The sequence below is a fragment of the Symbiobacterium ostreiconchae genome (assembly GCF_055396975.1).
In genome coordinates this window covers 904,026-924,018 of record NZ_AP042454.1, presented here as the reverse complement: position 1 = coordinate 924,018, position 19,993 = coordinate 904,026, and the positions used below count along the sequence as shown (strand labels likewise).

The following is a 19,993-nucleotide window of genomic DNA, read 5'->3' as shown; positions in this document are numbered from 1 at the left end:
GGGATCAGGGGACGGCCGGCAGCACGTCCAGCCGGATGTCGGCCCAGACGGTCTCGCCCGACGGCAGACCGACCAGGGGGGTGATGACGACCTCGCCGGGCGCCGTGCTGCTGCGGAGGCCTGAGGACGGATCCACCGCCACCGGCGCGTACCGTCGGCCAGGCACCAGATCGGTGAACCGGTAGATGCCGTCGTTGTTGGTGTAGGCGAACCGGTCCGCGGCGTGGCTGCCCTCTGCGTAGAGCACCACCCGGATGCCGGCGAGCGGCGTGCCGTCGGGGCCCACGACCCGGCCGGTGATCGAAGCGGGCACGTGGGTGGTCAGATTGGCCTGGACGCCGAAGTTCGTGCCGGGCTGCAGCACGCCGCCGGCGGCAGACAGGACGGCGTCGTCGCTGGCCGCCCGGATGAGGTAGGCCTCGCCGGGTGCAGCCGGCACCCTGACTGCGTAGCTGCCGTCTTCCCCGACCTGGCCGCTGAAGGTCTCGCCGTCGCTGGTGCGGACGACGGTCACCTGGGCTCCGGAAGCCGGACGGTCATCGCCGGCCTGCACCAGCCCCAGGAAGAGCGTCTCGGCGGGGCGGGCGACCAGGACCACGTTGCCGGGCGCGGCCGGGTTGAGGGGGGCTGGCTCCCGCTGGGCGCCGTCGGGCGCCACGGCGCCGTTCACGTACGCCGGGTCGGTGATGACCGGCAGGTAGCGGGTCTGCTTCGCGACGGGCAGGTCCTTGAACTCGTACCGGCCGCTCTCGTCGGTGGTGGTCTCGGTGATCCGGTTGCGCCCCTCCTCCCGGAGACCGACCTTCACGCCGGCCAGGGGCTCGCCCCGGTCGTCGACCACCCGGCCGGCCACGGCGGCCCGCTCGGGCTGGAGGACGAAGTCCGCGGTGTTGTTCCCCCGCCGCAGGTCCACCAGGGAGGGCGGCAGGCCCTCCTCCGCGAAGGGCTGGTCGGTGTACAGGTAACCGGAGACCTTCACGCTCACGTGGTAGCCGGTGCCGGGGTCATCGGCCGGCGAGGTCGGGATGTTGGCCGGGAGGCTGATGTCGTACCTTCCGTCCTCGTCGGTCCTGGCCGTCCAGGTCTGGGAGCCGCGGACGACCTTCACCTCGGCCCCGGCGACCGGTTCGTCCAGGTGGTTCTTCACGGTGCCGGAGAGGACGGCGCTGCCGTAGCTGTAAGTATCGGGCGCCTCGGCGACGATGTTGGCGGAGATGCGCTCGCCGCCCGCGACGTTCATCCAGCCGGTGTCGCTCCTGACCAGGGAGCCGCCGGGGAAGGCGCGCACCCGGTAGGTGCCGCCCACGACCTCGCGGAAGGTGAAGCGGCCTTCCTCGTCCGTGCGGGCGATCTGCACGGTGCCCACGCCGGCCCGCTGCAGGTGGACCTCGACATCCTGCATCGGCCGGGCGCTCTCGTCGAACACCTTGCCGGCGAGCTCCGCGTACAGCCGGTTCAGCACCAGCCGGTCTTCCCCGCTGAAATCGACCCAGCCGCCTTCCTGCAGGGTGAAGGGGGCGGTCGTGATCGTCTCATGGTCATACCGGGAGACGCGCAGCCGGTACACACCGCCCTCGGCCGGCGGCGCTGCGACGGCGAAGTAGCCGGTGCGGTCGGTCCGCACCGTGGCCACCGGGCCCCAGCCGTCCAGGAGGAGCTGTACCGTGGCGTCCCAGACCGGCGTGCCCCGGGTCCCCGAGACGACCTCTCCGGTGACGCGGCCGGTGGCGAATGGCAGGGTCAGGTCCACCTGGTTCCGGCGGCGGGGGTCCAGCGGGCCGATCTCCTGGGAGGCGGGGCGGTACCCGTCGGCCCGGACCTGAAGGGTGTACTCGCCGTCAGCCCGGACGGCCGAGAGCGTGTAGACGCCCAGGTCGTTGGTGCGGGTCGACGCCTCCAGGCCGTAGCCGGCCCGGAACAGCTCGACGGTGGCCCGGGCGACCGGCAGGCCCCGGGCGTCCAGCACCAGGCCGGTGAGGTACGCCGTGTACGGCGCCGCGGTCAGGGTGAGGGCGGCGCCGTCGCTGGCCGGGACGTAGGCCCGCTCCACCAGGCCGTGCCCGTCGGCCCAGACCCGCAGCCAGAAGCTCTGGCCGGGAGGCAGCGCCAGGGTGGCCCGGCCCTGCTGGTCGGTGCGGACCGAGACGATGCCGGGCAGGCCGGGGGTGAGGACCTGCACCTCGGCCTCCGGCAGCGGCGTGCCGTCGGTGCTGATCACCGTCACGTGCAGGGGCGGAGCCGTAGCGGGCACCAGGAAGGAGAGGTCAGCCGCCGACGCCGCCGGGGCGGTGAGGCCCAGCAGCGCGGCGCAGAGTACCAGGGCCATCAACTTACGCATATCTCACACCTCTATACTGTTCCTGACGCAAATATGGCGTTCGTGAAGAAGTCAGCGACGTCGTCGTCCAGCCGGTCGTACCAGTCGGGCGGCAGCAGTCCGGCGAAGGGAGCGGGGGTGCCGGGACCCACCTGCAGGATCGCCCAGATCGCGGCCGACAGCCCGACGGTGAGCAGGATGGGCAGCAGCGGGTTGACCGGCCGGCCGCCCAGCGCCCGGACGAAGGTCTCCCGGTCCTCCTCGGTGTAGGCGGAGACCACGTGCTGCAGCATGATGTCGGCGATCTCCGGGTGGAACCGGCCTTCGGTGAACAGCACGTTGAAGACCGCGCGGTTCTCCCGGATGATCCGGACGACCTCCCGGATGCGCAGGCGGATGAGTTCGCGCACGTCGCCGGTCCGGGGGAGCCGCTGCTCGCGGCGCAGGGCCTCGTGCACCACCGGCTCCACACAGGCGATGAACAGCTCCTTCTTGTCCTTGAAGTACCGGTAGATGGTGCCTTCCGCCACGCCGGCCCGGCGGGCGATCTCGGCGGTGGTGGCGCCGTTGTAGCCCCGCTCGCTGATCAGGTGCAGCGCTGCTTCGAGAATGCGGTCCCGTGTCGCTTCCATGCGCCGTGCCTCCTTACCCGTCACCGACGGCGTGGCTGAGCTCCAGCAGCCGCAGCAGCAGGCCGGCAGCGGCCTGAATGCGCCCCGCCTCGGCCTCCAGCGCCGCCGCGGAGGCGGTCTGCACCTCGACCCAGGTGGCGATGCCGGCCTCGTAGCGCAGCTCGGCCAGCCGCAGCGCCTCCTGCGCCATCTCCACGGCCTTCTCCCGGGCCTTCAGCTCCTCCACGGATCCTCTGGCCGCCAGGTAGGCCTGGGTGACCTGGGCCCGGGCCTGGGAGAGCGCCATCCCGTAGCTGGACGCGGCGGCCTGCACCTGGGCCGCGGTCCCGCCCTCGGCGACGAGGCCGGTCTGCAGGCGGCGGCCGGCGAGCTGCGCGGCGGCCTCCCGCAGATCGGGGCGCCGCTGAACCGCCCGGGCGATCAGCGCCTCCAGGTCGTCGGGCAGCAGGACGTCTGCGGCGCGCAGGGAGAGGGGCTCCGGCTGCACGTCGGCCGCCAGGGGCACGCCGATGACTGCCCCCAGGGCGCTGCGCGCCCCCTGCTCCATGGCCTCGGCACCCGCCAGGGCCGCCTGCTGGCCGGCCAGCGCGACCTGTACCTGCAGCAGGTCGTACGGCGCCGCGCTGCCCACCGCGACGGCGGCCTCCACGTTGGCGAGCTGTGTCTCGGTGCGCTCCAGCGCGGCGCGCTGCGCCCGGACCGTGGCTGCGGCCTTCTGCCACTCCACGTAGGCCTGCAGGGCGCCGGCCCTGACCTGCTGGCGGGCGGTCTGGTACTGCGCCGCGGCCTGTTCATAGGCGTAAACGGCCTGCTGGCCGACCGCCCCGGGCGTAATGGCCTCGGCCGGGATCGTCAGTCCGTACTGGGACTGCAGGAAGGCCGACGCCAGCGGGGCGAGGGCCGGCGTGTTGGCCGGCGCGGCGTCCAGCGCCGCCCGGGCCGCCTCCACCTGGAGCGCGGCCATGCGCAGCCCGGGGTTGTACCGCTCGGCCAGGCCGAGGGCCTCCTGCAGCGAGAGGATGCGCACGGACGCTTCACCGGCGGCCGTGACGCCGTCCACCGGCCCGGCGTCTGCCGGTGCCGCGGAGGCCGCCGTCCACGCGCCGGCCAGGAGAGCCAGTGCGGTCAGTAGGGATACCAGCGATCGCACAATCTGCATGACGGGACATCACCCTCCGGGGATCGAATCTGCGGAACGATGGGAGTGAGCACTCACTCATTCTACGCCCCGCCGCAGATGGCGTCAATAGGAAAGGACGTACCCAGCGGCTGCCAGGTACGTCCATGAGCACGATTTTCGGTTCAGGAACCGAGATCCTCCCAGAGCGCCAGGAGCCGGTGCGCGCTGATGCGGGCCAGCGCGGCGTCGCCGGTCTCCAGCGCCCCGCGGAGTCCGGCGAGCTCCAGGTCGAAGGTCTCGACCTCTTCCAGGGTGGAGGTGAGCCGGACCCGGCCGCGGACCCGCCGCCAGGCCTCGCTCAGCCCGTGAACGGCGCCGCCGGCGTCCTCCCAGCGCTCCCCTTCCGTGTGGTCGAGAAGCTGCCGGAGGTGTGCCGCGACGTCGTCGTGGCTTCCCAACGGCCGCTTCAGGAAGGTCCCGGAGTTCAGGGCCAGCACCGAGACGGCGACGATGAGCGCGGGCAGTCCGTAGTAGAGAATCCTGAGCAAGCGCCCTCTCACGGCAGCGCCTCCCTTCCTTCCTCCGGTTCAGTTGGGCCCGGGATAGTCGCTGAGGTCGTGGGTACGGGGAACCCGGTCGGTGTAGCGGTCCACGTAGAGCTTGCCGTCGGCGTCCACCACCGCCATGAAGGCCTCCTTCGGGCTCTTCACACCCTGCTCCTTCAGCTTCGCCATCAGCCAGGCCCGGTTGACGCCCACCCGGCGGAGATTCTGCTCCATGACCTCGCCGTCCACCACCAGCTCGACGCCCAGACCCCGGGAGGACGCCGGAAGCCCGAGATCAGCCGGCGTGACCGGCTGGTTCTCCGCGGTCTTGAGCACGGAGAGGGTGCCCCGCGGCTCCAGGATGGCCAGTTCCACCTCGTCAAAGTGAAAGACGGACTGGGCCCGCAGCAGCTCTGCAAGCTCGCTCTCGCGCATCCGCAGCCGGCGCAGGTTCTCCTCCAGGATCTGGCCCCGGTAGACCAGCATGACGGGCTCGCCGTCCAGCATCTTGGCCATCCACCGGCTCTTCAGCGCGATCCACTGCGTCAGCAGCGTGAGGCCGCCCCAGGCGAACAGGCCCACGAACACGGGCCACGGTCGGAGGGAGAGGTTGGTGGAGAGCTCTGCGCCCAGCGACCCGAGGGTGATGCCGCTGACGTACTCGAAGAAGGTGAGCTGACTCACCTGGGTCTTGCCGAGGAGACGGCACAGGATCAGGAGGTTGAGGAACGTGATGGTGGACCGGATCAGGACGATGGCGACTTCACCCAACGTTCCACCTCCAACCGGGAGATTCGCCGCAGTCCGCCCGCCGTGCAGCGCCGGGCACACGGGCCAGTCCGCTGCATTGGGAACCTCGCGGTGGTTTACACACGGCCCAGTTCTGTTATACTGCGTTAGGATGCAACCCCACACGCCCCTGCAGGAGGTGAGGACCGTGAATCAGCACGAGATGCCGCTGTTTTCCGGGCTGGTGCGGCACGCCGCGCGCAACCCGATCCAGTTTCACATCCCCGGCCATAAGAAGGGCGCGGGGATGGCCTCCGAGTTCCGCGAGTACATCGGCGAGCGCGCCCTGGCCATCGACCTCATCAACATCGCCCCCCTGGACGACCTGCACAACCCCCACGGCATCATCCGGGAGGCGCAGGCCCTGGCCGCAGAGGCGTTCGGGGCAGACCACTCCTTCTTCAGCGTGCAGGGCACCAGCGGGGCCATCATCACGATGATCATGACCGTCTGCGGGCCCGGTGACAAGATTCTGGTTCCCCGCAACGTCCACAAGTCGGTCCTCACCGGCATTGTGCTGTCGGGGGCCCTGCCCATATTCATGAACCCCGACCTGGACTACGACCTGGGCATCGCACACGGGGTGAGCCTGGAGGCGGTGCGCCACGCCCTGGACCAGCACCCCGACGCGAAGGGCGTGCTGGTCATCAACCCGACATATTACGGCGTCGCGGCGGACCTGAAGGGCATCGTCGAGCTGGCCCACTCCCGCGGCGTCCCGGTGCTCGTGGACGAGGCCCACGGCGTCCATCTCTGCTTCCACGACGAGCTGCCCCTTTCGGCCATGCAGGCCGGCGCCGACATGGCGGCCACGTCGGTGCACAAGCTGGGCGGGTCGCTGACGCAGACCAGCATCCTCAACGTGCGGGAGGGGTTCATCAACCCGGGGCGGGTGCAGGCGATCCTCTCCATGCTGCACACCACCTCGACGTCGTACCTGCTCCTGGCATCGCTGGACGTCGCCCGGAAGCAGCTGGCCACCCGGGGGCGGGAGCTGATCGACCGGGCCGTGCGCCTGGCCCGGCGTGCCCGCCGGCAGATTGACGAAATCCCGGGGCTGTACTGCCTGGGGCCGGACGTGGTCGGCCAGTCGTCCTCCCGCTTCGACCTCGACCCCACGAAGCTCTGCATCAATGTGAAGGAACTGGGCGTGACCGGCGTGGAGGTGGAGGTCCTCCTGCGGGAGGAGTTCAACATCGAGGTGGAGCTCTCCGACCTCTATAACATCCTCTGCATCATCTCGCTGGGCGATACGGAGGAGGACGTGGACGCGCTGGTGGCCGCGCTCGGGGAGATCTCCCGGCGCTTCTACCGGCAGCGGCCCGCCAACGTGGTGAAGGTGAAGGTGCCCGTGACCCCCATCCTCGCGATGCACCCGCGCACGGCCTTCTACGCGGAGACGGAAGTGCTTCCGATCCAGGAGGCGGAAGGCCGGGTGATCGCCGAGTCGATCATGGTCTACCCGCCGGGCATCCCGATCCTGCTCCCTGGCGAGATCGTCGCCCAGGAGAACCTGGACTACCTGAACGAGTGCATCCAGGCCGGGCTGCCCGTGCAGGGCACGGAGGATCCCGAGGTCAAGATGGTGAAGGTCGTCAAGGACGCGCATCGTTAAGCTATAGGATTGTCGACAAGTTACTGGAAAAGCCGGGAGCGGCGTGGGGCCGTTCCCGGCTTTTTGGCCTGCCCCGCCCTTCGACAACGGGCTGGCCGCGGGGAGAGTTGTACACAGGTTTTCCGCGGCCTGTGGAGAACTCTCGTTCCCCGAAACGCCCACCCGGCGCGGCTTTGTTCGATCAGGCCGAAAGAATATCCACGGGCATTGTGGATAACTTGTGGTCAAACTGGGGAGACGCGGTGGACAGTTTTCGCGCGACGAACAGGAAAAATCTCCACGTGCAGACCGCTCCGCTTCCCGCTGCGTACCATGGGGAAAAAGACGGAGGTCGGGGTATGGTCTTCTACTTCGTGCAGCCAGGTGAGACGCTGTTTGCCATCGCCCGGCGCTACCGGACGACCGTTCACGCCCTCGTCACTGCCAACCGGCTGAAAGACCCCAACGCGATCAGCCCGGGCCAGGCCCTGCTGATCCCCCGCCCCGGCCAGCGGCCGTCGCCGCCGCCGGGGGGCGTGGTGCACCGTGTGCGCAGGGGGGAGACGGCCCTTTCGCTGGCGGCCCGCTACGGGACCACGGTGAAGGCGATCATGCTGGCCAACCAGCTGGCCCACCCGGAGTTCGTCGAGCCCGGGCAGCGGCTGGTCATCCCGGAACCGCCCGAGCCGGGGCCGGACTGGCCGATGCTGGGGCGGGACCCGGGCCGCGGGGCGGACGGCCCGGTGACCCCGGCGGCGCCGCCCAGCCTCCGGTGGACCCGCCGCCCCGGGAAGCCGTCCGGGTTCGCGCCTTCCGCGCCGGTGACCCGGTACGGCCTGGTTTTCGCCGGCCTCGGCGACGGCATCTGGTACGCGCTGGACCAGGCGACGGGCAGGGTGCGCTGGAAGGCCCGCGGGCTGCCCGCCGGGTCCGGCGCCCCGGCTGCACGGACGGGAGACGGGCCCGACCGGGCCGGCGGGCCGGGCGCGGAAGCGCTGCCCGCGCCGGTCGCTTACGACGGGCTGGTCTACTTCTGCGAGTCCGGGGGCATGCGGGCCGTGGAAGCCCGGACGGGCGCGCCGGTCTGGCAGGTCGCGCCGGAGGAGGGCCTGGGCTCGCCCGTTGCCTCCGAGGGCATCCTGTACTGCGGGTCCGCGCGCGGCGCGCTGGCGGTCGAGGCCAAGACCGGCGCCGTGGTCTGGAAGGCGCTGCTGGACGGGCCGGTGGTGCAGCCGGTGGCCCTGGGCGACGGGCGGCTGTACGCCGTCACCGAAACGGGCACGCTGTGGGCCCTGGATGCGCTGACCGGGGCGGCGCTGTGGCAGGCGGCGGCCGACCCCTGCGCACCGGTCTTCGCCGAGCTGCTGGTGGTGGTGGGCGGCCGGGCCGTCGATGCGCTGACCGGCGAGCAGGTGTGGCGCCGGCCGGATCTGCAGACGGCTGCGGCGGTGCGGGGAGAGGCGGTCTGCTACCCCGGGCTCTGGGCGGATCTGTTCACGGGCCAGACCGTGTGGGAGGCGGAAGGCGGGCCCGCGGCGGCACGCACCGGCGCTGCCCACCTGCTGGCGGGCGACCTGCACGTGTGGGCGACCCCCGATCCGGCGCTGGCAGCCTGGGACGGAGCGCAGGGAGGGCTGGCCTGGTCGGTGCCCCTCCCGGCTCCGGCCGTGGCGATGGCCCTGGCAGACGGATGGATTTTCGTCACCCTGGCAGACGGTTCGCTGGCCGCCTACAGCACGGCCGCAGCGGAATGAGCGGCCGCACCTGCGTGTCCCGGCCCCGGGATCGGGGGCCGGGTCTTTCTGTTCTTGCATGGAGCGGGCCGCGGCCAGAGAGACTAGGGTTCACCAACGGCAGACGAGGGAGGAGAGGTCCGTGCACAGGCTGCTGAAATGGGCCGCGGCCGTCTGCGCCGCCGGGCTCCTGCTGCTGTGGCCGGAGGCGACGTTCGACGGTCACCGGACGTTCGCGGAGAGCCGGGCGGCCAAGGACAACCTGCACCTGCTGGCCCAGGTGGTCTGCGGCGAGGCCCGCGGCGAGCCGTACGAGGGCAAGGTGGCCGTGGCGGCCGTGATCCTGAACCGGACGCTGGACAACCGGTTCCCGGACTCGGTGGCCGGGGTGGTCTACCAGACCCATGCGTTCGAGTCGGTCTCCAACGGGGAGATCTACAAGGAGACGACGGAGGAGTGCTTCAAGGCGGCGCGGGCGGCCCTGGCCGGCTGGGACCCCTCCAACGGGTCGCTCTACTTCTTCGCCCCGGCCAAGACCAGCAACGCGTTCATCTGGTCCCGGGAGCAGGTACGGACCATCGGCAAGCACATCTTTGCGAAGTAGGAGGCCGGTGCCGTGAAGTCGCAGAAGGGGCAGGTCTGGGCGTACCTGCTGCTCGGGGTTGCGCTGGTGGGCGCCATGGGTTTCGGCGCGTACCAGACCCGCCTGAAGAACCAGTACCTGCGGGAAGCGGAAAACAAGTACATGGCTGCGTTCCACAAGCTGAAGTGGACCAGCGAGAACATCGAGGAGCGCATGGCCAAGCTCGTGGCTACCAGCGATCCGAGGCTCCAGGAGAGCCTGCTGGCGGACCTGCGGGTGTTCAGCGCGCAGGCGGTGGAGCACATGTCGACGCTGCCGTTCACGACCATGAACACCCCGCGCATCGCCAACTTCCTGAACACCCTGCGGGCGCAGTCTGATGAGAAGCACCACAAGCTGAGCGTCGGCGAAGCCCTGACGGAGGAGGACTGGTCCCACCTCATGGAACTGCGCAAGCAGGCGGTCTTCTTTGAGGAGGAGCTGTCCAACCTGCTGGGGCTGGTGGGGAACAACCTGATCCGCTGGCACCCGACGGTGCAGGCGACCAGCCCGGCGCAGAGCGGGAAGGCCGCGACGCCCATCACCCGGTCGGTGATGCTCCTGGAAGAGAATCTGCCCGTGCCGCCGGGGGAGGAGAACGCGCTGGCGCCGGAGAAGGCGCAGCTGCCGCGCCCCCAGACGGATCCGGGTCCCAGGGTGGACGCCGCGGCCGCTGCGGAGGCGATCAAGCGCTTCGTGGACATGCCCCTGTCCGGCGAGCCGGTGCAGACGGGCGTGTACGACCCGGAGGACACCGAACGGGGGCTCTCGCTCTACTACTTCGATGCCAAGAAGCAGAACGGGCTGCCCATGAGCTTCGGGGTTTCGGTGCACGGCGGTCACGTGGTGTACATGATCGACGGGCGGGCGGTCACCGAAAAGAAGACGGCGCCCGCGGAGCTGGTCGCGAAGGCGAAGGAGATGCTGGCCCGGTGGGGCTTTGATGAAGTGGCCCTGGTGTCCAGCGCGGAGAACGACGGGACCCTGGTGATGGACTTCGCCCCGGTCGCCGGCGGCGTCGCGGTCCACACCGAGATGATCCGGGTCATGCTGGCGATGGACAATGGCGAACTGGTGGGGTACGACGCCCGCGCCTACTGGGTGAATCACGTCGAGCGCGATCTGCCCCCGCCGCGGCTCAGCGCCGAAGAGGCGGCCTCCCGCACCTCCCCGCGCCTCACAGTCACGGGAGAGCCGCGCCTTTCGCTGATCGCCGACCGCCGGGGGCAGGAGCGGCTGGTCTGGGAGGTGCCGGGGCGCGTGGAGGACCAGCACTTCCGGGTCTTTGTGGACGCCATGGACGGCACGGAGGTGGACCTGATCCGCTCGGTCGGCGATCCGGCCCCGCCGATGCAGGAAGGATAGGGTGAAAGGGGCTGTCCGCCCGGAACGCCGGGGACAGCCCCTTTCGCGCGCCGAGGCCCGGAGCTCCCGGCAGATGAGCGGATGCATTTCGCCGGTGAAAATGTGCATTTCGCCGCCCGAAAACCACTATTGGCAGGAGAAGCCTTGACGTGCTATAGTGGGAGTACCTTCTGCCTACGACAACGCACGAGGGTGGTCCTTTCGTGCCGGGCAGGACGACTGTGCAGGGGAGGGAGACTCCTATGGCTGCGACCCCCACGCAGGGAACCGCCCGGCTCCCCGTCAAGGACGAGCTCGGGTTCTTCAACATCCGCCTGGAGTCGATCGGGGGCTACGGCGCCAACATCGCCGGCAAGATGCTGGCCGAGGCCGGTGTGCTTTACCAGGGCCTGAACGGCGCCAACTTTTCCTCCTACGGCTCCGAGAAGAAGGGCTCGCCCGTGAAGTCCTTCATCCGCTTCGCTGAGCCCGACACGCCGATCCGCATCAGCTCGCCCATCGAGGAGCCGCATATTGTCTGCATCTTCCACGAGGCGCTGATCCGCACGCAGCCGGTGGTGGCCGGCCTGCGCCCGGGCGGCGTGGTCATCGTCAACACGCGCAAGCGGCCGGAGGAAATCCGGGATGCGCTGGGCGTCGACGACGTGACCATCGGCACCTTCGACGCCACGACGATCGCCGTGGAGACGGGCTCCCGGGTGAACATGGCCGTGCTCGGGGCGATCGCCCGCGCGGCGGAGTTCCTCGACCCCGAAGCGATCAAGGCGCTCATCACCGACACGTTTTCGAAGAAGTACCCGCACACCGTGCCGGGCAACCTGCGCTGCTTCGAGCGGGGGTACGAGGAGATCCAGTTCGAGTACTTCGGCCCTTCCGGGGAGGCGGGCGCCGCCCGCGGCCGGCCTTCGGCGGCCGCGTACGGGTACCTGAACATGCCCATCGGCGGCGTGATCCCCAACCCCGGCAACATGGCGCTGAAGGACCTGAGCGCCTCCCGCCAGGGCTTCCTGCCGGAGTTCGACCGGGAGAAGTGCATCGACTGCGCGCAGTGCGACCTGGTCTGCCCGGACTTCTGCTTCGTTTGGGAGCAGGGGGTCGACAAGCGGGGGCGGCCGGCGATGGTGCTGAAGGGCATCAACTATCAGTACTGCAAGGGCTGCCTGAAGTGCGTGGAGGCCTGCCCGGTGGACGCCCTGCGGGAGATCCGGGAGCAGGACGGCTGGGCCGACGCGCACACGGTAAGGCACGACCACTTGCTGGCGGTGGGGAGGTGAGCGGCCGATGGCTTTGAAAGAGGAGCAGCTGAGGGTCCAGAAGACGGACTTCAAGTCGGGCAACGAGATGGCCGCGCTGGCCGCGAGCCAGATCAACTTCCACCTGATGGGCTATTACCCGATCACGCCGTCCACCGAAATCGCCGAGTTCGTCGACGAGATGCGGGTGGAGGGCGAGAACACGATCGCGATGGTCGCCGGCGACGGCGAGCACGGCGCCGCCGGCATCTGCTACGGCGCCGCGGTGGCCGGCGGGCGGGTGTTCAACGCCACCTCGGCCAACGGGTACCTGTACGCTTTGGAGCAGATGCCGGTCCAGTCGGGCACCCGCATGCCGATGGTGCTGGACCTGGTCACCCGGTCGGTGTCGGGGCCGCTGGACATCCGCGGCGATCACTCTGACCTCTACTTCGCCCTGAACACGGGCTGGATCATCCTATACGCCAACAACCCGCAGGAGGTCTACGACCTACACCCCATCGCCGTCCGGGTGGGCGAGCACCCTGACGTGCGGCTGCCGGTGATCGTGGGCTTCGACGGGTTCTTCACCAGCCACCAGAAGCGGCGGGTCTCCTACTTCGAGGATCCGAAGGTGCTGCAGGCGTTTGTGGGGCCGCAGCCTGAGGGCTTCCCCCACGCCCTGGACCCGCGCAATCCGCAGACCTTCGGCCCGTATATGAACGATCCGGACCTGATCAACAACAAGTACCAGCTGCACCTGGCCATGGAGGCGGCCCGGCGGGTGATTCCCGAGGTCTTCGCCGAGTGGGAGCGGCTCTCGGGGCGCCGGCTGGAGATGGTCGAGCGGTACCGCATGGAGGACGCGGACGTCGCCCTGGTGCTGCTGGGCTCCGCGGCCGACACCGGCAAGCAGGTGGCGGACCAGCTCCGGGAGCGGGGCGTGCGCGCCGGCCTGCTGACGCTGCACGTGCTCCGTCCGTTCCCGGCTGACGAGATCCGGGAGGCCCTGCGGGGCGTGGCCGCGGTCGTCATCGGCGAGCGGGCCGACTCCTACGGGTCGGGCGGGGGGAACCTGTCCCACGAGATCAAGTCCGCGCTGAAGGACGACCCGGACAACCGCACGCTGGTGGCCACCCGCATCTACGGCCTGGGCGGCAAGGACTTCTACCCCGCCGACGCCGAGGCGTTCTACGAGCTCGCGCTGGAGATGGCCCGCACGGGCCGGGTGGAGGTGCCGTTCGACTACCACGGCACCACCGCCGCCACCGAGACCCAGCCGCTGCCGGTGGTGCGGCCGCTGACCCGGGAGGAGCAGCAGTCGCCGGTCAAGGTGGAAGTGGTCGGCGACGAGCTGAAGGTCACCGTGCCGCCGCCCCGCCAGATGATGGGCATGCCGAAGCGCATCACGCCGGGGCACGGCGCCTGCCCGGGCTGCGGCATCTTCCCGGCCCTGGACAACTTCTTCCGGGCGCTCTCCGGCGACGTGGTGGTCCTGTTCCAGACGGGGTGCGCGATGGTGGTCACCACGGGCTACCCCTATTCGGCCCACCGGGTCACGTATATCCACAACCTGTTCCAGAACGGCGCCGCCACGCTTTCCGGCGTCGTGGAGGTGTTCCACGAGAAGAAGCGCCGGGGCGAGATCGACGTCGGCGAGGACATTACGTTTGTGATGGTGACCGGCGACGGCGGCATGGACATCGGCATGGGGCCGGCCATCGGCGCCGCGCTGCGCAACCACAAGATGATCATCCTGGAGTACGACAACGAGGGCTATATGAACACCGGTTCCCAGCTCTCGTACTCCACGCCCATCGGCCACAAGACCGCGACGTCCAACGTGGGCAGCCTGGGCGGCGGCAAGGCGTTCCACCACAAGGACACGCCGCAGATCATGGCCGCCTGCCATATCCCTTACGTCTTCACGGCCGTCGAGTCGCAGCCGCAGGACCTGTGGAAGAAGGCGGCCAAGGCCCAGTGGTACGCGAAGAACGTCGGCCTGGTCTACGGCAAGCTGCTGATCGCCTGCCCGCTCAACTGGCTCTCTGAGGACCGGATGGGCACCAAGATCGTGCAGGCCGCGGTGGACTGCAACTTCTTCCCGCTCTATGAGGTGGAGCGGGGCAAGACCCGGCTCACCTACGACCCCGAGGCCAAGGGCCGGAAGATCCCCGTGGAAGACTGGCTGAAGATGATGGGCAAGACCCGCCACCTGCTGAAGCCCGAGTTCGCCGACGTGCTGGAGGAGTTCAAGCGGGAGGTCGACCGCCGGTTCCGACGCATCAAGGCGATGAGCGAGCATCCCGAGCTGTAGGGAAAGCGCGGAAGGCCGCCGGCAGCCGCCGGCGGCCTTCCGCGCGCCTTGCGCCGCGCGGGGCTGCCCGGGCAGGGCAGGAGTTTGCGCGGGTCACGGAGAAACTCGCGACGCCACAGGACTGCGCGCCGCACCCGGGCGCGCGGGTGGACCGATTTCGGGAAAGGGGGGGTGCCGAATGGCGCTCGGGCCCGACGGGCCGGGTGAGTTCGGTTTTTTTGAGGCGATGATGAAGCGGGGCTTCGTCAACATCCCCCGGATGCTCTTCGACTACACGCTGGATCTCGGTCTGGACTACGACCGGATCGGCAAGATTTTTGCCGTGCTCGCATGCGTGGGCGGACCGGGAGAGAGTCCCTACAGCGTTTATACGGTCACCCGCCGCAGCACGCCCCGGGACTTCGACCAGGTCCGCACGCTGGTGCTGCAGCTGGAGGAGGACATGATCACCCGCTGCGACCACGTGACGGAGAACGAGATCACGTTCTCGTTCGGCCCGCTCTTCGCGCGCCTGTTCGCGGTCTGGGAGGAGTACTGGCACGAGCACCAGAAGGAGCAGGCCCGCAAGGGGCCCCACCCGGCTGTCGCACTGGCCGAACAGCTGCTGGGGCGCTCGCTCTCGGCGCGCGACGTGCGGGAGATTCTCGAGTGGGTGGACGAGCTCGGGTTCACCGTGGAGATGGTGGAAGCCGTGCTGCGGGAGGGTCTCCGGCAGGGGGTCACCCGCATGAGCTATTTGAAGGCGATCGCCCGGGAGTGGGCGGAGGCCGGGCTGCAGACGCAGGCGCAGGTGGCCGCGTACCTGGAGGAGCACCAGAAGACCGTGGCCCGCCACCGCAGGGCGACGCAGGCTCTGGGCATCAAGCGGCCGCTGACCGCCGCGGAGCAGGCGATGATCGAGCGCTGGTACGAGGAATGGGGTTTCGACGACGAGGTTATCCTCCAGGCCTGCGAGCAGGCGGCCGGCGCGAAGAACCCCCTGCAGTACACGAACAAGGTGCTGGAGAGCTGGCTGCAGGAAGGCATCCGCACCCGCGCGGACCTGGACCGCATGCTGGAGCAGAAGCGGCGCACCGCCGCGGCCGGCGTGGAGTCTGCCCGTGCCGCCCGCGGGGGACGCAGAGGGTCCGGGCAGTCCAACGTCATCTTGAAGCGCGAGAAGAAGGATGATAGTTACTATGAGGTCGTCTTTAAGCGATATGACGATTGAACGGGCCAAGCGCCGGGAGGCCCGCATCCGCCAGCTGGAGCAGGAGCGCGCCGAGCGGGAGGCGGCCATCTTCGCGCGCGTGCCCCGTCTCGCCGAGATCAAGGAACTGCAGGCGGAGATCGGCCTGGACCTCGCGCGCCTGTACCTGAAGCGTCCGACCCGCTTCAAGATGACCTTCGAGGAGCTGAGGGACTGGTCCCTCCGCCTCTCCGAGGAGCGGGAGGCGCTGCTGCGCCGTCACGGCATCGACCCCCGGGAGCTGGAGGTGCACTGGGACTGCCCCCGGTGCCAGAACACCGGCTGGATCCGGGATCCCGAGGCGGGCGAGACGGTCGCCCCCCCGCGCAAGTGCAGCTGCCTCATCCAGGAGGAGATCGAAGACCTGTACCGGGTGGCGGGCCTCACCGGTCCCCTCCGGGAACAGACCTTCGACCGCTTCGACCTCACCGTCTACCCGCCGGAGAACCGGAAGCACAACGCCGGGGTCCTGGCGGACTGCCGCCGCTTCGCCCAGGCGGTGGCCGAGGGGCGGTGCCGCACCTCCCTGCTCCTGCAGGGGGCCGTCGGGCTGGGGAAGACTTTCCTGGCCTCGGCCATCGGCAACCACGTCATCGCCGCCCGGAAGACTGTGCTCTACTTCACGCTGGCGGAGTTCGTCGACCTCGTCCGCACCGAGAAGTTCGACGACGAGGGGGACTTCCGGGCGTCGGCGCAGTGGCTGCTGGAGGCGGACCTGGTCATCCTGGACGACCTGGGCGCTGAGAAGGTGACGGAGTTCGTGGCCCAGGAGCTGTTCAACCTCATCAACCTGCGGCTGAACCGGCAGATGCCCATGGTGGTTTCGACCAACCTGCGCGCCAGCGAGCTGTTCGACACCTACGGGGAGCGCATCGCCTCGCGGCTGCTCTACGGGTTTGAGGCCCTCACGCTGGAGGGCGAGGACGTGCGGCGGGTGCTGCGCCTGCGGGCGGAGGGCCGGCCGTGAGTCTCGCAGGTTTCACGCCGCGGCCCGTCGAATACAGCCGTGAGGAGGGTCGCTGAGTGACGCAGGAGCAGGACCGGGCGCCGCTTTTTGAGGCGCTCAGGGCGTACGCCGCCCGGGTGCGGGCGCCGCTGCACGTGCCCGGTCACAAGATGGGGCGCGGCGCGCCCCCGGCGTGGCGGGATTTTCTGGGGCCCAACGCGCTGGCGATCGACCAGACCGAGGCGCCCGGGCTCGACGACCTGCACGCGCCCGAAGGCGTCATCGCCGAGGCGCAGCGGCTGGCCGCCCAGGCGTTCGGCGCGTGGCGGAGCTACTTCCTGGTGGGCGGCACCACCGCCGGCCTGCACGCGCTGATCCTCGCCGCGTGCCGGCCCGGCGAGGCCATCGCGGTCCCGCGCCACGCGCACCGGTCGGTGCTGGGGGCCCTCATCCTGGCCGGGCTCCGACCCCGCTGGGTGCGGGTCGCCTTCGACCCGGAGCTGGGCATCGCCACCGGCCCGCTGCTCCCGTCGCTGGAGGAGGCGCTGCCGGGATCGGCGGCGGCGGTGCTGGTCCATCCCACCTACTACGGCATCGCCGGGGACACGGCCGGCGCGATCGACCGCATCCGCCGCGCCGGGCTCCCCGTCCTGGTGGACGAGGCGCACGGAGCGCACTTCCCGTTCCATCCCGCCCTGCCGCCTTCTGCGCTGGAACTGGGCGCCGACGGGGTTGTCCAGTCCCTGCACAAGACGGGGGGGAGCCTGACCCAGTCCTCCCTGTGCCACCTGGGCCACGGCAGCCGCATCCGGCCTGAGCGGCTGCAGGAGATGCTCCGGCTGGTGCAGAGCACCAGCCCGTCATACCTCCTCATGGCGTCGCTGGACGTGGCCCGCCGCGAGCTCGCCCTGGCGGGGCGGGCGAACTGGGAGCGGGCCCTGGAGCTGGCGCATGAGGCCCGCCGGCGGATCGACGGCCTTCCCGGCCTCCGGGTGCGCCCCACCGACGACCCGACCAAGCTGCTCATCGATGTCCGGGGCCGGGGCCTCTCGGGGTTCCGGGCGGCTGAGTGGCTGTGGAGCGAGGCCGGGGTGGCCGTGGAGGCGGCCGGGCTGACGTACCTGCTTGCCGTGCTCTCGCCCGGGGATGCGCGCGAGCAGATCGACGCGCTGGTAGGCGGGCTGGCTCGGCTTCCCGCGGAAGGGGGCATTCCGCCCCTCCCGCCGGAGCCGCCATGGCCTGAAGTGGTCCTGGCGCCGCGGGAGGCATACTTAGCCCGTAAGGAAGCGGTGCCGCTCAGCCGCGCCGCAGGCCGCATCGCGGCCGAACTGGTGGCGCCCTACCCGCCGGGCATACCGGTGGTCGCGCCCGGCGAACGGCTGACCGCCGACGTGCTGGATTACCTCCGGCACGCCGTCCGCTCCGGCTGGCACCTCCAGGGTCCGGCAGATCCGCAGCTGAGCACCATCCAGGTCGTGGAGGAGTGAGCGGCGTTGTCGGTGTTCATCAGCTTCGAGGGGGTCGACGGGTCCGGGAAGTCGACCCAGATCCGGCTCCTGCTGCAGCACCTCGATGCGCAGGGCGTGCCCTACGTCTTCACCCGGGAGCCGGGCGGCACGCCCATCGCGGAGCAGATCCGCAGGATCCTCCTGGATCCGGACAACCGGGGGATGTCGGTCATCACGGAGGCCCTCCTGTTCGCGGCGAGCCGCTCCGAGCACGTGGCCCGGACGATCCGGCCGGCGCTGGAGGCGGGCAAGGTGGTGATCTGCGACCGGTACGTCGACTCGTCGCTGGTCTACCAGGGTGTGGCCGGGGGCCTGCCGCTGGAGTTTCTGACGCAGATCAACGAAATGGCTACGGGGGCGCTGCGCCCGCACCGCACGATCGTGCTGGACCTGGCCCCGGAGGCGGCCCTGGCCCGTCGGGAGAGCGGCGAGACCGACCGCATTGAGCGCAAGTCGCTGGCATATCACCAGCTGGTCCGGGAGGGGTACCTGGAGCTGGCCCGCGCGGAGCCCCGGCGCGTGAAGGTGGTCGACGCATCCAGGAGCGTGGACGAGGTGCAGAACGAGATCCGGAGGCTGGTGGAGGAGGTGCTGCCCCGCCGCTTCCGCGGGGTCGGGGCCGCACCGTGAGCGAAAGGAGGGCGAACCTGCGTGAAGTTGATCATCGCGATCGTCCAGGACAAGGACACCCACCGCCTGCTGACGGCGCTGACCCAGGAAGGGTTCCGCGCGACGAAGCTCAGCTCGACGGGCGGCTTCCTGCGGGAGGGCAACACCACCCTCCTGATGGGCGTGGACGATGATAAGGTGGAGGACATTCTGCGCATCATCAAGAGTACCTGCAGGTCGCGGGAGCAGCTGGTTACGCCGCTCTCGCCCATGGGCGGGCCGGCGGACTCGTACATTCCTTATCCGGTGGAGATCACGGTCGGCGGCGCCATCATCTTCGTGCTCGGCGTGGAGCGCTTCGAGCAGTTCTAGGGGGCCTTGGGCGTGACGTGGTCCGCGATTCGTGGCCAGCAGATGGCCGTGGACTTGCTGCGCCGCGCGGCGGCCGGGGGCAGGGTTGCCCACGCGTATCTGTTTGCCGGGCCGCCCGGGGTGGGCAAGCGGCTGGCCGCGTTGGAGCTGGCCCGCAGCCTCAACTGCCTGGCGCCGCACGCCGGCGAGGCCTGCGGCTCCTGCCGCAGCTGCCTGAAACTGGCCGAGGACCCGCCGGTCCACCCCGATGTGATGGTGGTGGAGCCTGACGGGCGGGTGATCCGCACCGAGCAGATGCGCCAGGTGCAGAACGAGGTGTACGCCCGGCCGACGGAGGGGCGCTTCCGGGTCGTCGTGATCGACGGGGCCGAGCGCATGAACGCCGAGTCGGGCAACCGGTTGCTGAAGGTCCTGGAGGAGCCGCCTTCTTACGCCTGCTTCGTCCTGCTGACGACGAACGCGGCCGGCGTGTTGCCGACCATCGTGTCCCGGTGCCAGATCGTCCACTTCTCGCCGCTGCCGCCGGAGGAGGTCGCGGCGGTGGTGCAGGAGAAGGCGGGCATCGGCGTTGAGGAGGCCCACCTCTTCGCTTCGCTTGCAGGCGGGTCGGTGGGGGCGGCGCTGGCGATGGCCGCGAACCCGGAGGTGGCCCAGCGCCGGGACGAGGCCCTGCGCCTCCTGCTCCGCCTGGGGGAGATGGACGACGCCGACCTGCTGGAACAGGCCGGCGCTTGGGAAAAGGAGAAGGACCACCTGGAGGAGCGGCTGGAGATGGTGGCCCTGTGGCTGCGGGATGCCCTCCTGCTCGCCCGGGAGGCGCCCGAGCGGCTGGTGGTGAACCGGGACCGGATCGCGGACGCGCACAGGATCGCCCACCGCTACGGCGGCGAGGGCCTGATGGCGATGCTGGAGAGCGTGGCTGCTGCCCGTGGGGCGCTGCTCCGCAACGCCAACACCCGGCTGGTGCTGGATGTGCTGCTGCTCGACCTCCACGGCGCAGCCCAGCCCGGAGCCGGTTGGCGCTGAGATAGATGGGAACGCTGCCCATGGCAGCGAGGAGGTGA

The 19,993-nt window shown here is 70.1% G+C and carries 17 protein-coding genes; 12 read left to right on the top strand and 5 right to left on the bottom strand.

Annotation, left to right across the window (positions count from 1 at the left end; translation table 11 throughout):
• Nucleotides 1-4: 4 nt before the first annotated feature.
• From ACZ5UM_RS04615 to ACZ5UM_RS04595, 5 genes are all read right to left on the bottom strand, one after another.
• Nucleotides 5-2,338 carry a carboxypeptidase regulatory-like domain-containing protein gene (locus tag ACZ5UM_RS04615; RefSeq protein WP_464847181.1) on the bottom strand — a complete coding sequence of 778 codons (2,334 nt, stop codon included), beginning with the start codon at nucleotides 2,336-2,338 and terminating at the stop codon, nucleotides 5-7.
• Between the two features lie 11 nt (nucleotides 2,339-2,349).
• Complete coding sequence (locus tag ACZ5UM_RS04610; protein WP_464847180.1) at nucleotides 2,350-2,949, bottom strand: TetR/AcrR family transcriptional regulator; 600 nt, start codon at nucleotides 2,947-2,949, stop codon at nucleotides 2,350-2,352.
• A 13-nt stretch (nucleotides 2,950-2,962) separates the two neighbouring features.
• On the bottom strand, nucleotides 2,963-4,108 hold the full coding sequence (locus tag ACZ5UM_RS04605) for a TolC family protein (protein ID WP_464847179.1): 1,146 nt from the start codon (nucleotides 4,106-4,108) through the stop codon (nucleotides 2,963-2,965).
• Between the two features lie 143 nt (nucleotides 4,109-4,251).
• Nucleotides 4,252-4,629, bottom strand: coding sequence for a hypothetical protein (locus ACZ5UM_RS04600; protein WP_464847178.1), 378 nt, complete (start codon nucleotides 4,627-4,629; stop codon nucleotides 4,252-4,254).
• A 27-nt stretch (nucleotides 4,630-4,656) separates the two neighbouring features.
• Nucleotides 4,657-5,385 carry a YetF domain-containing protein gene (locus ACZ5UM_RS04595; protein ID WP_464847177.1) on the bottom strand — a complete coding sequence of 243 codons (729 nt, stop codon included), beginning with the start codon at nucleotides 5,383-5,385 and terminating at the stop codon, nucleotides 4,657-4,659.
• Nucleotides 5,386-5,542: 157 nt separating this feature from the next.
• On the opposite strand from ACZ5UM_RS04595, the gene ACZ5UM_RS04590 reads away from it, so the two are divergent.
• The 12 genes from ACZ5UM_RS04590 (at nucleotide 5,543) to holB (ending at nucleotide 19,955) form a co-directional block, all read left to right on the top strand.
• Nucleotides 5,543-7,018, top strand: coding sequence for an aminotransferase class I/II-fold pyridoxal phosphate-dependent enzyme (locus tag ACZ5UM_RS04590; protein ID WP_464847176.1), 1,476 nt, complete (start codon nucleotides 5,543-5,545; stop codon nucleotides 7,016-7,018).
• 338 nt (nucleotides 7,019-7,356) lie between these two features.
• On the top strand, nucleotides 7,357-8,751 hold the full coding sequence (locus ACZ5UM_RS04585) for an outer membrane protein assembly factor BamB family protein (protein WP_464847175.1): 1,395 nt from the start codon (nucleotides 7,357-7,359) through the stop codon (nucleotides 8,749-8,751).
• A gap of 121 nt (nucleotides 8,752-8,872) precedes the next feature.
• Complete coding sequence (locus ACZ5UM_RS04580) at nucleotides 8,873-9,334, top strand: cell wall hydrolase (protein ID WP_464847174.1); 462 nt, start codon at nucleotides 8,873-8,875, stop codon at nucleotides 9,332-9,334.
• A gap of 12 nt (nucleotides 9,335-9,346) precedes the next feature.
• The gene (locus ACZ5UM_RS04575) at nucleotides 9,347-10,717 is read left to right on the top strand and encodes a PepSY1/2 domain-containing protein (RefSeq protein ID WP_464847173.1); all 1,371 of its coding nucleotides are present in this window, start codon (nucleotides 9,347-9,349) and stop codon (nucleotides 10,715-10,717) included.
• Between the two features lie 242 nt (nucleotides 10,718-10,959).
• Nucleotides 10,960-11,991, top strand: coding sequence for a 2-oxoacid:acceptor oxidoreductase family protein (locus tag ACZ5UM_RS04570; protein WP_464847172.1), 1,032 nt, complete (start codon nucleotides 10,960-10,962; stop codon nucleotides 11,989-11,991).
• A 7-nt stretch (nucleotides 11,992-11,998) separates the two neighbouring features.
• A complete protein-coding gene (locus tag ACZ5UM_RS04565; protein WP_464847171.1) occupies nucleotides 11,999-14,266 on the top strand; it encodes a thiamine pyrophosphate-dependent enzyme in 2,268 nt (755 codons plus the stop codon).
• Between the two features lie 178 nt (nucleotides 14,267-14,444).
• Complete coding sequence (locus ACZ5UM_RS04560) at nucleotides 14,445-15,476, top strand: DnaD domain-containing protein (RefSeq protein WP_464847170.1); 1,032 nt, start codon at nucleotides 14,445-14,447, stop codon at nucleotides 15,474-15,476.
• Entirely contained in the window at nucleotides 15,466-16,461 is a 996-nt protein-coding gene (locus ACZ5UM_RS04555; protein WP_464847169.1) for an ATP-binding protein, read from the top strand. The genes ACZ5UM_RS04560 and ACZ5UM_RS04555 overlap by 11 nt, the downstream gene beginning before the upstream one ends.
• Nucleotides 16,462-16,517: 56 nt before the next feature.
• Nucleotides 16,518-17,927 carry an aminotransferase class I/II-fold pyridoxal phosphate-dependent enzyme gene (locus ACZ5UM_RS04550; protein WP_464847168.1) on the top strand — a complete coding sequence of 470 codons (1,410 nt, stop codon included), beginning with the start codon at nucleotides 16,518-16,520 and terminating at the stop codon, nucleotides 17,925-17,927.
• Nucleotides 17,928-17,939: 12 nt separating this feature from the next.
• Nucleotides 17,940-18,578, top strand: coding sequence for a dTMP kinase (gene tmk / locus ACZ5UM_RS04545; RefSeq protein ID WP_464848280.1), 639 nt, complete (start codon nucleotides 17,940-17,942; stop codon nucleotides 18,576-18,578).
• A 21-nt stretch (nucleotides 18,579-18,599) separates the two neighbouring features.
• The gene (locus ACZ5UM_RS04540) at nucleotides 18,600-18,929 is read left to right on the top strand and encodes a cyclic-di-AMP receptor (protein ID WP_464847167.1); all 330 of its coding nucleotides are present in this window, start codon (nucleotides 18,600-18,602) and stop codon (nucleotides 18,927-18,929) included.
• A gap of 12 nt (nucleotides 18,930-18,941) precedes the next feature.
• Nucleotides 18,942-19,955, top strand: a complete 1,014-nt coding sequence (gene holB, locus ACZ5UM_RS04535; RefSeq protein ID WP_464847166.1) for a DNA polymerase III subunit delta' — start codon at nucleotides 18,942-18,944, stop codon at nucleotides 19,953-19,955.
• The last annotated feature ends 38 nt before the right edge of the window (nucleotides 19,956-19,993 follow it).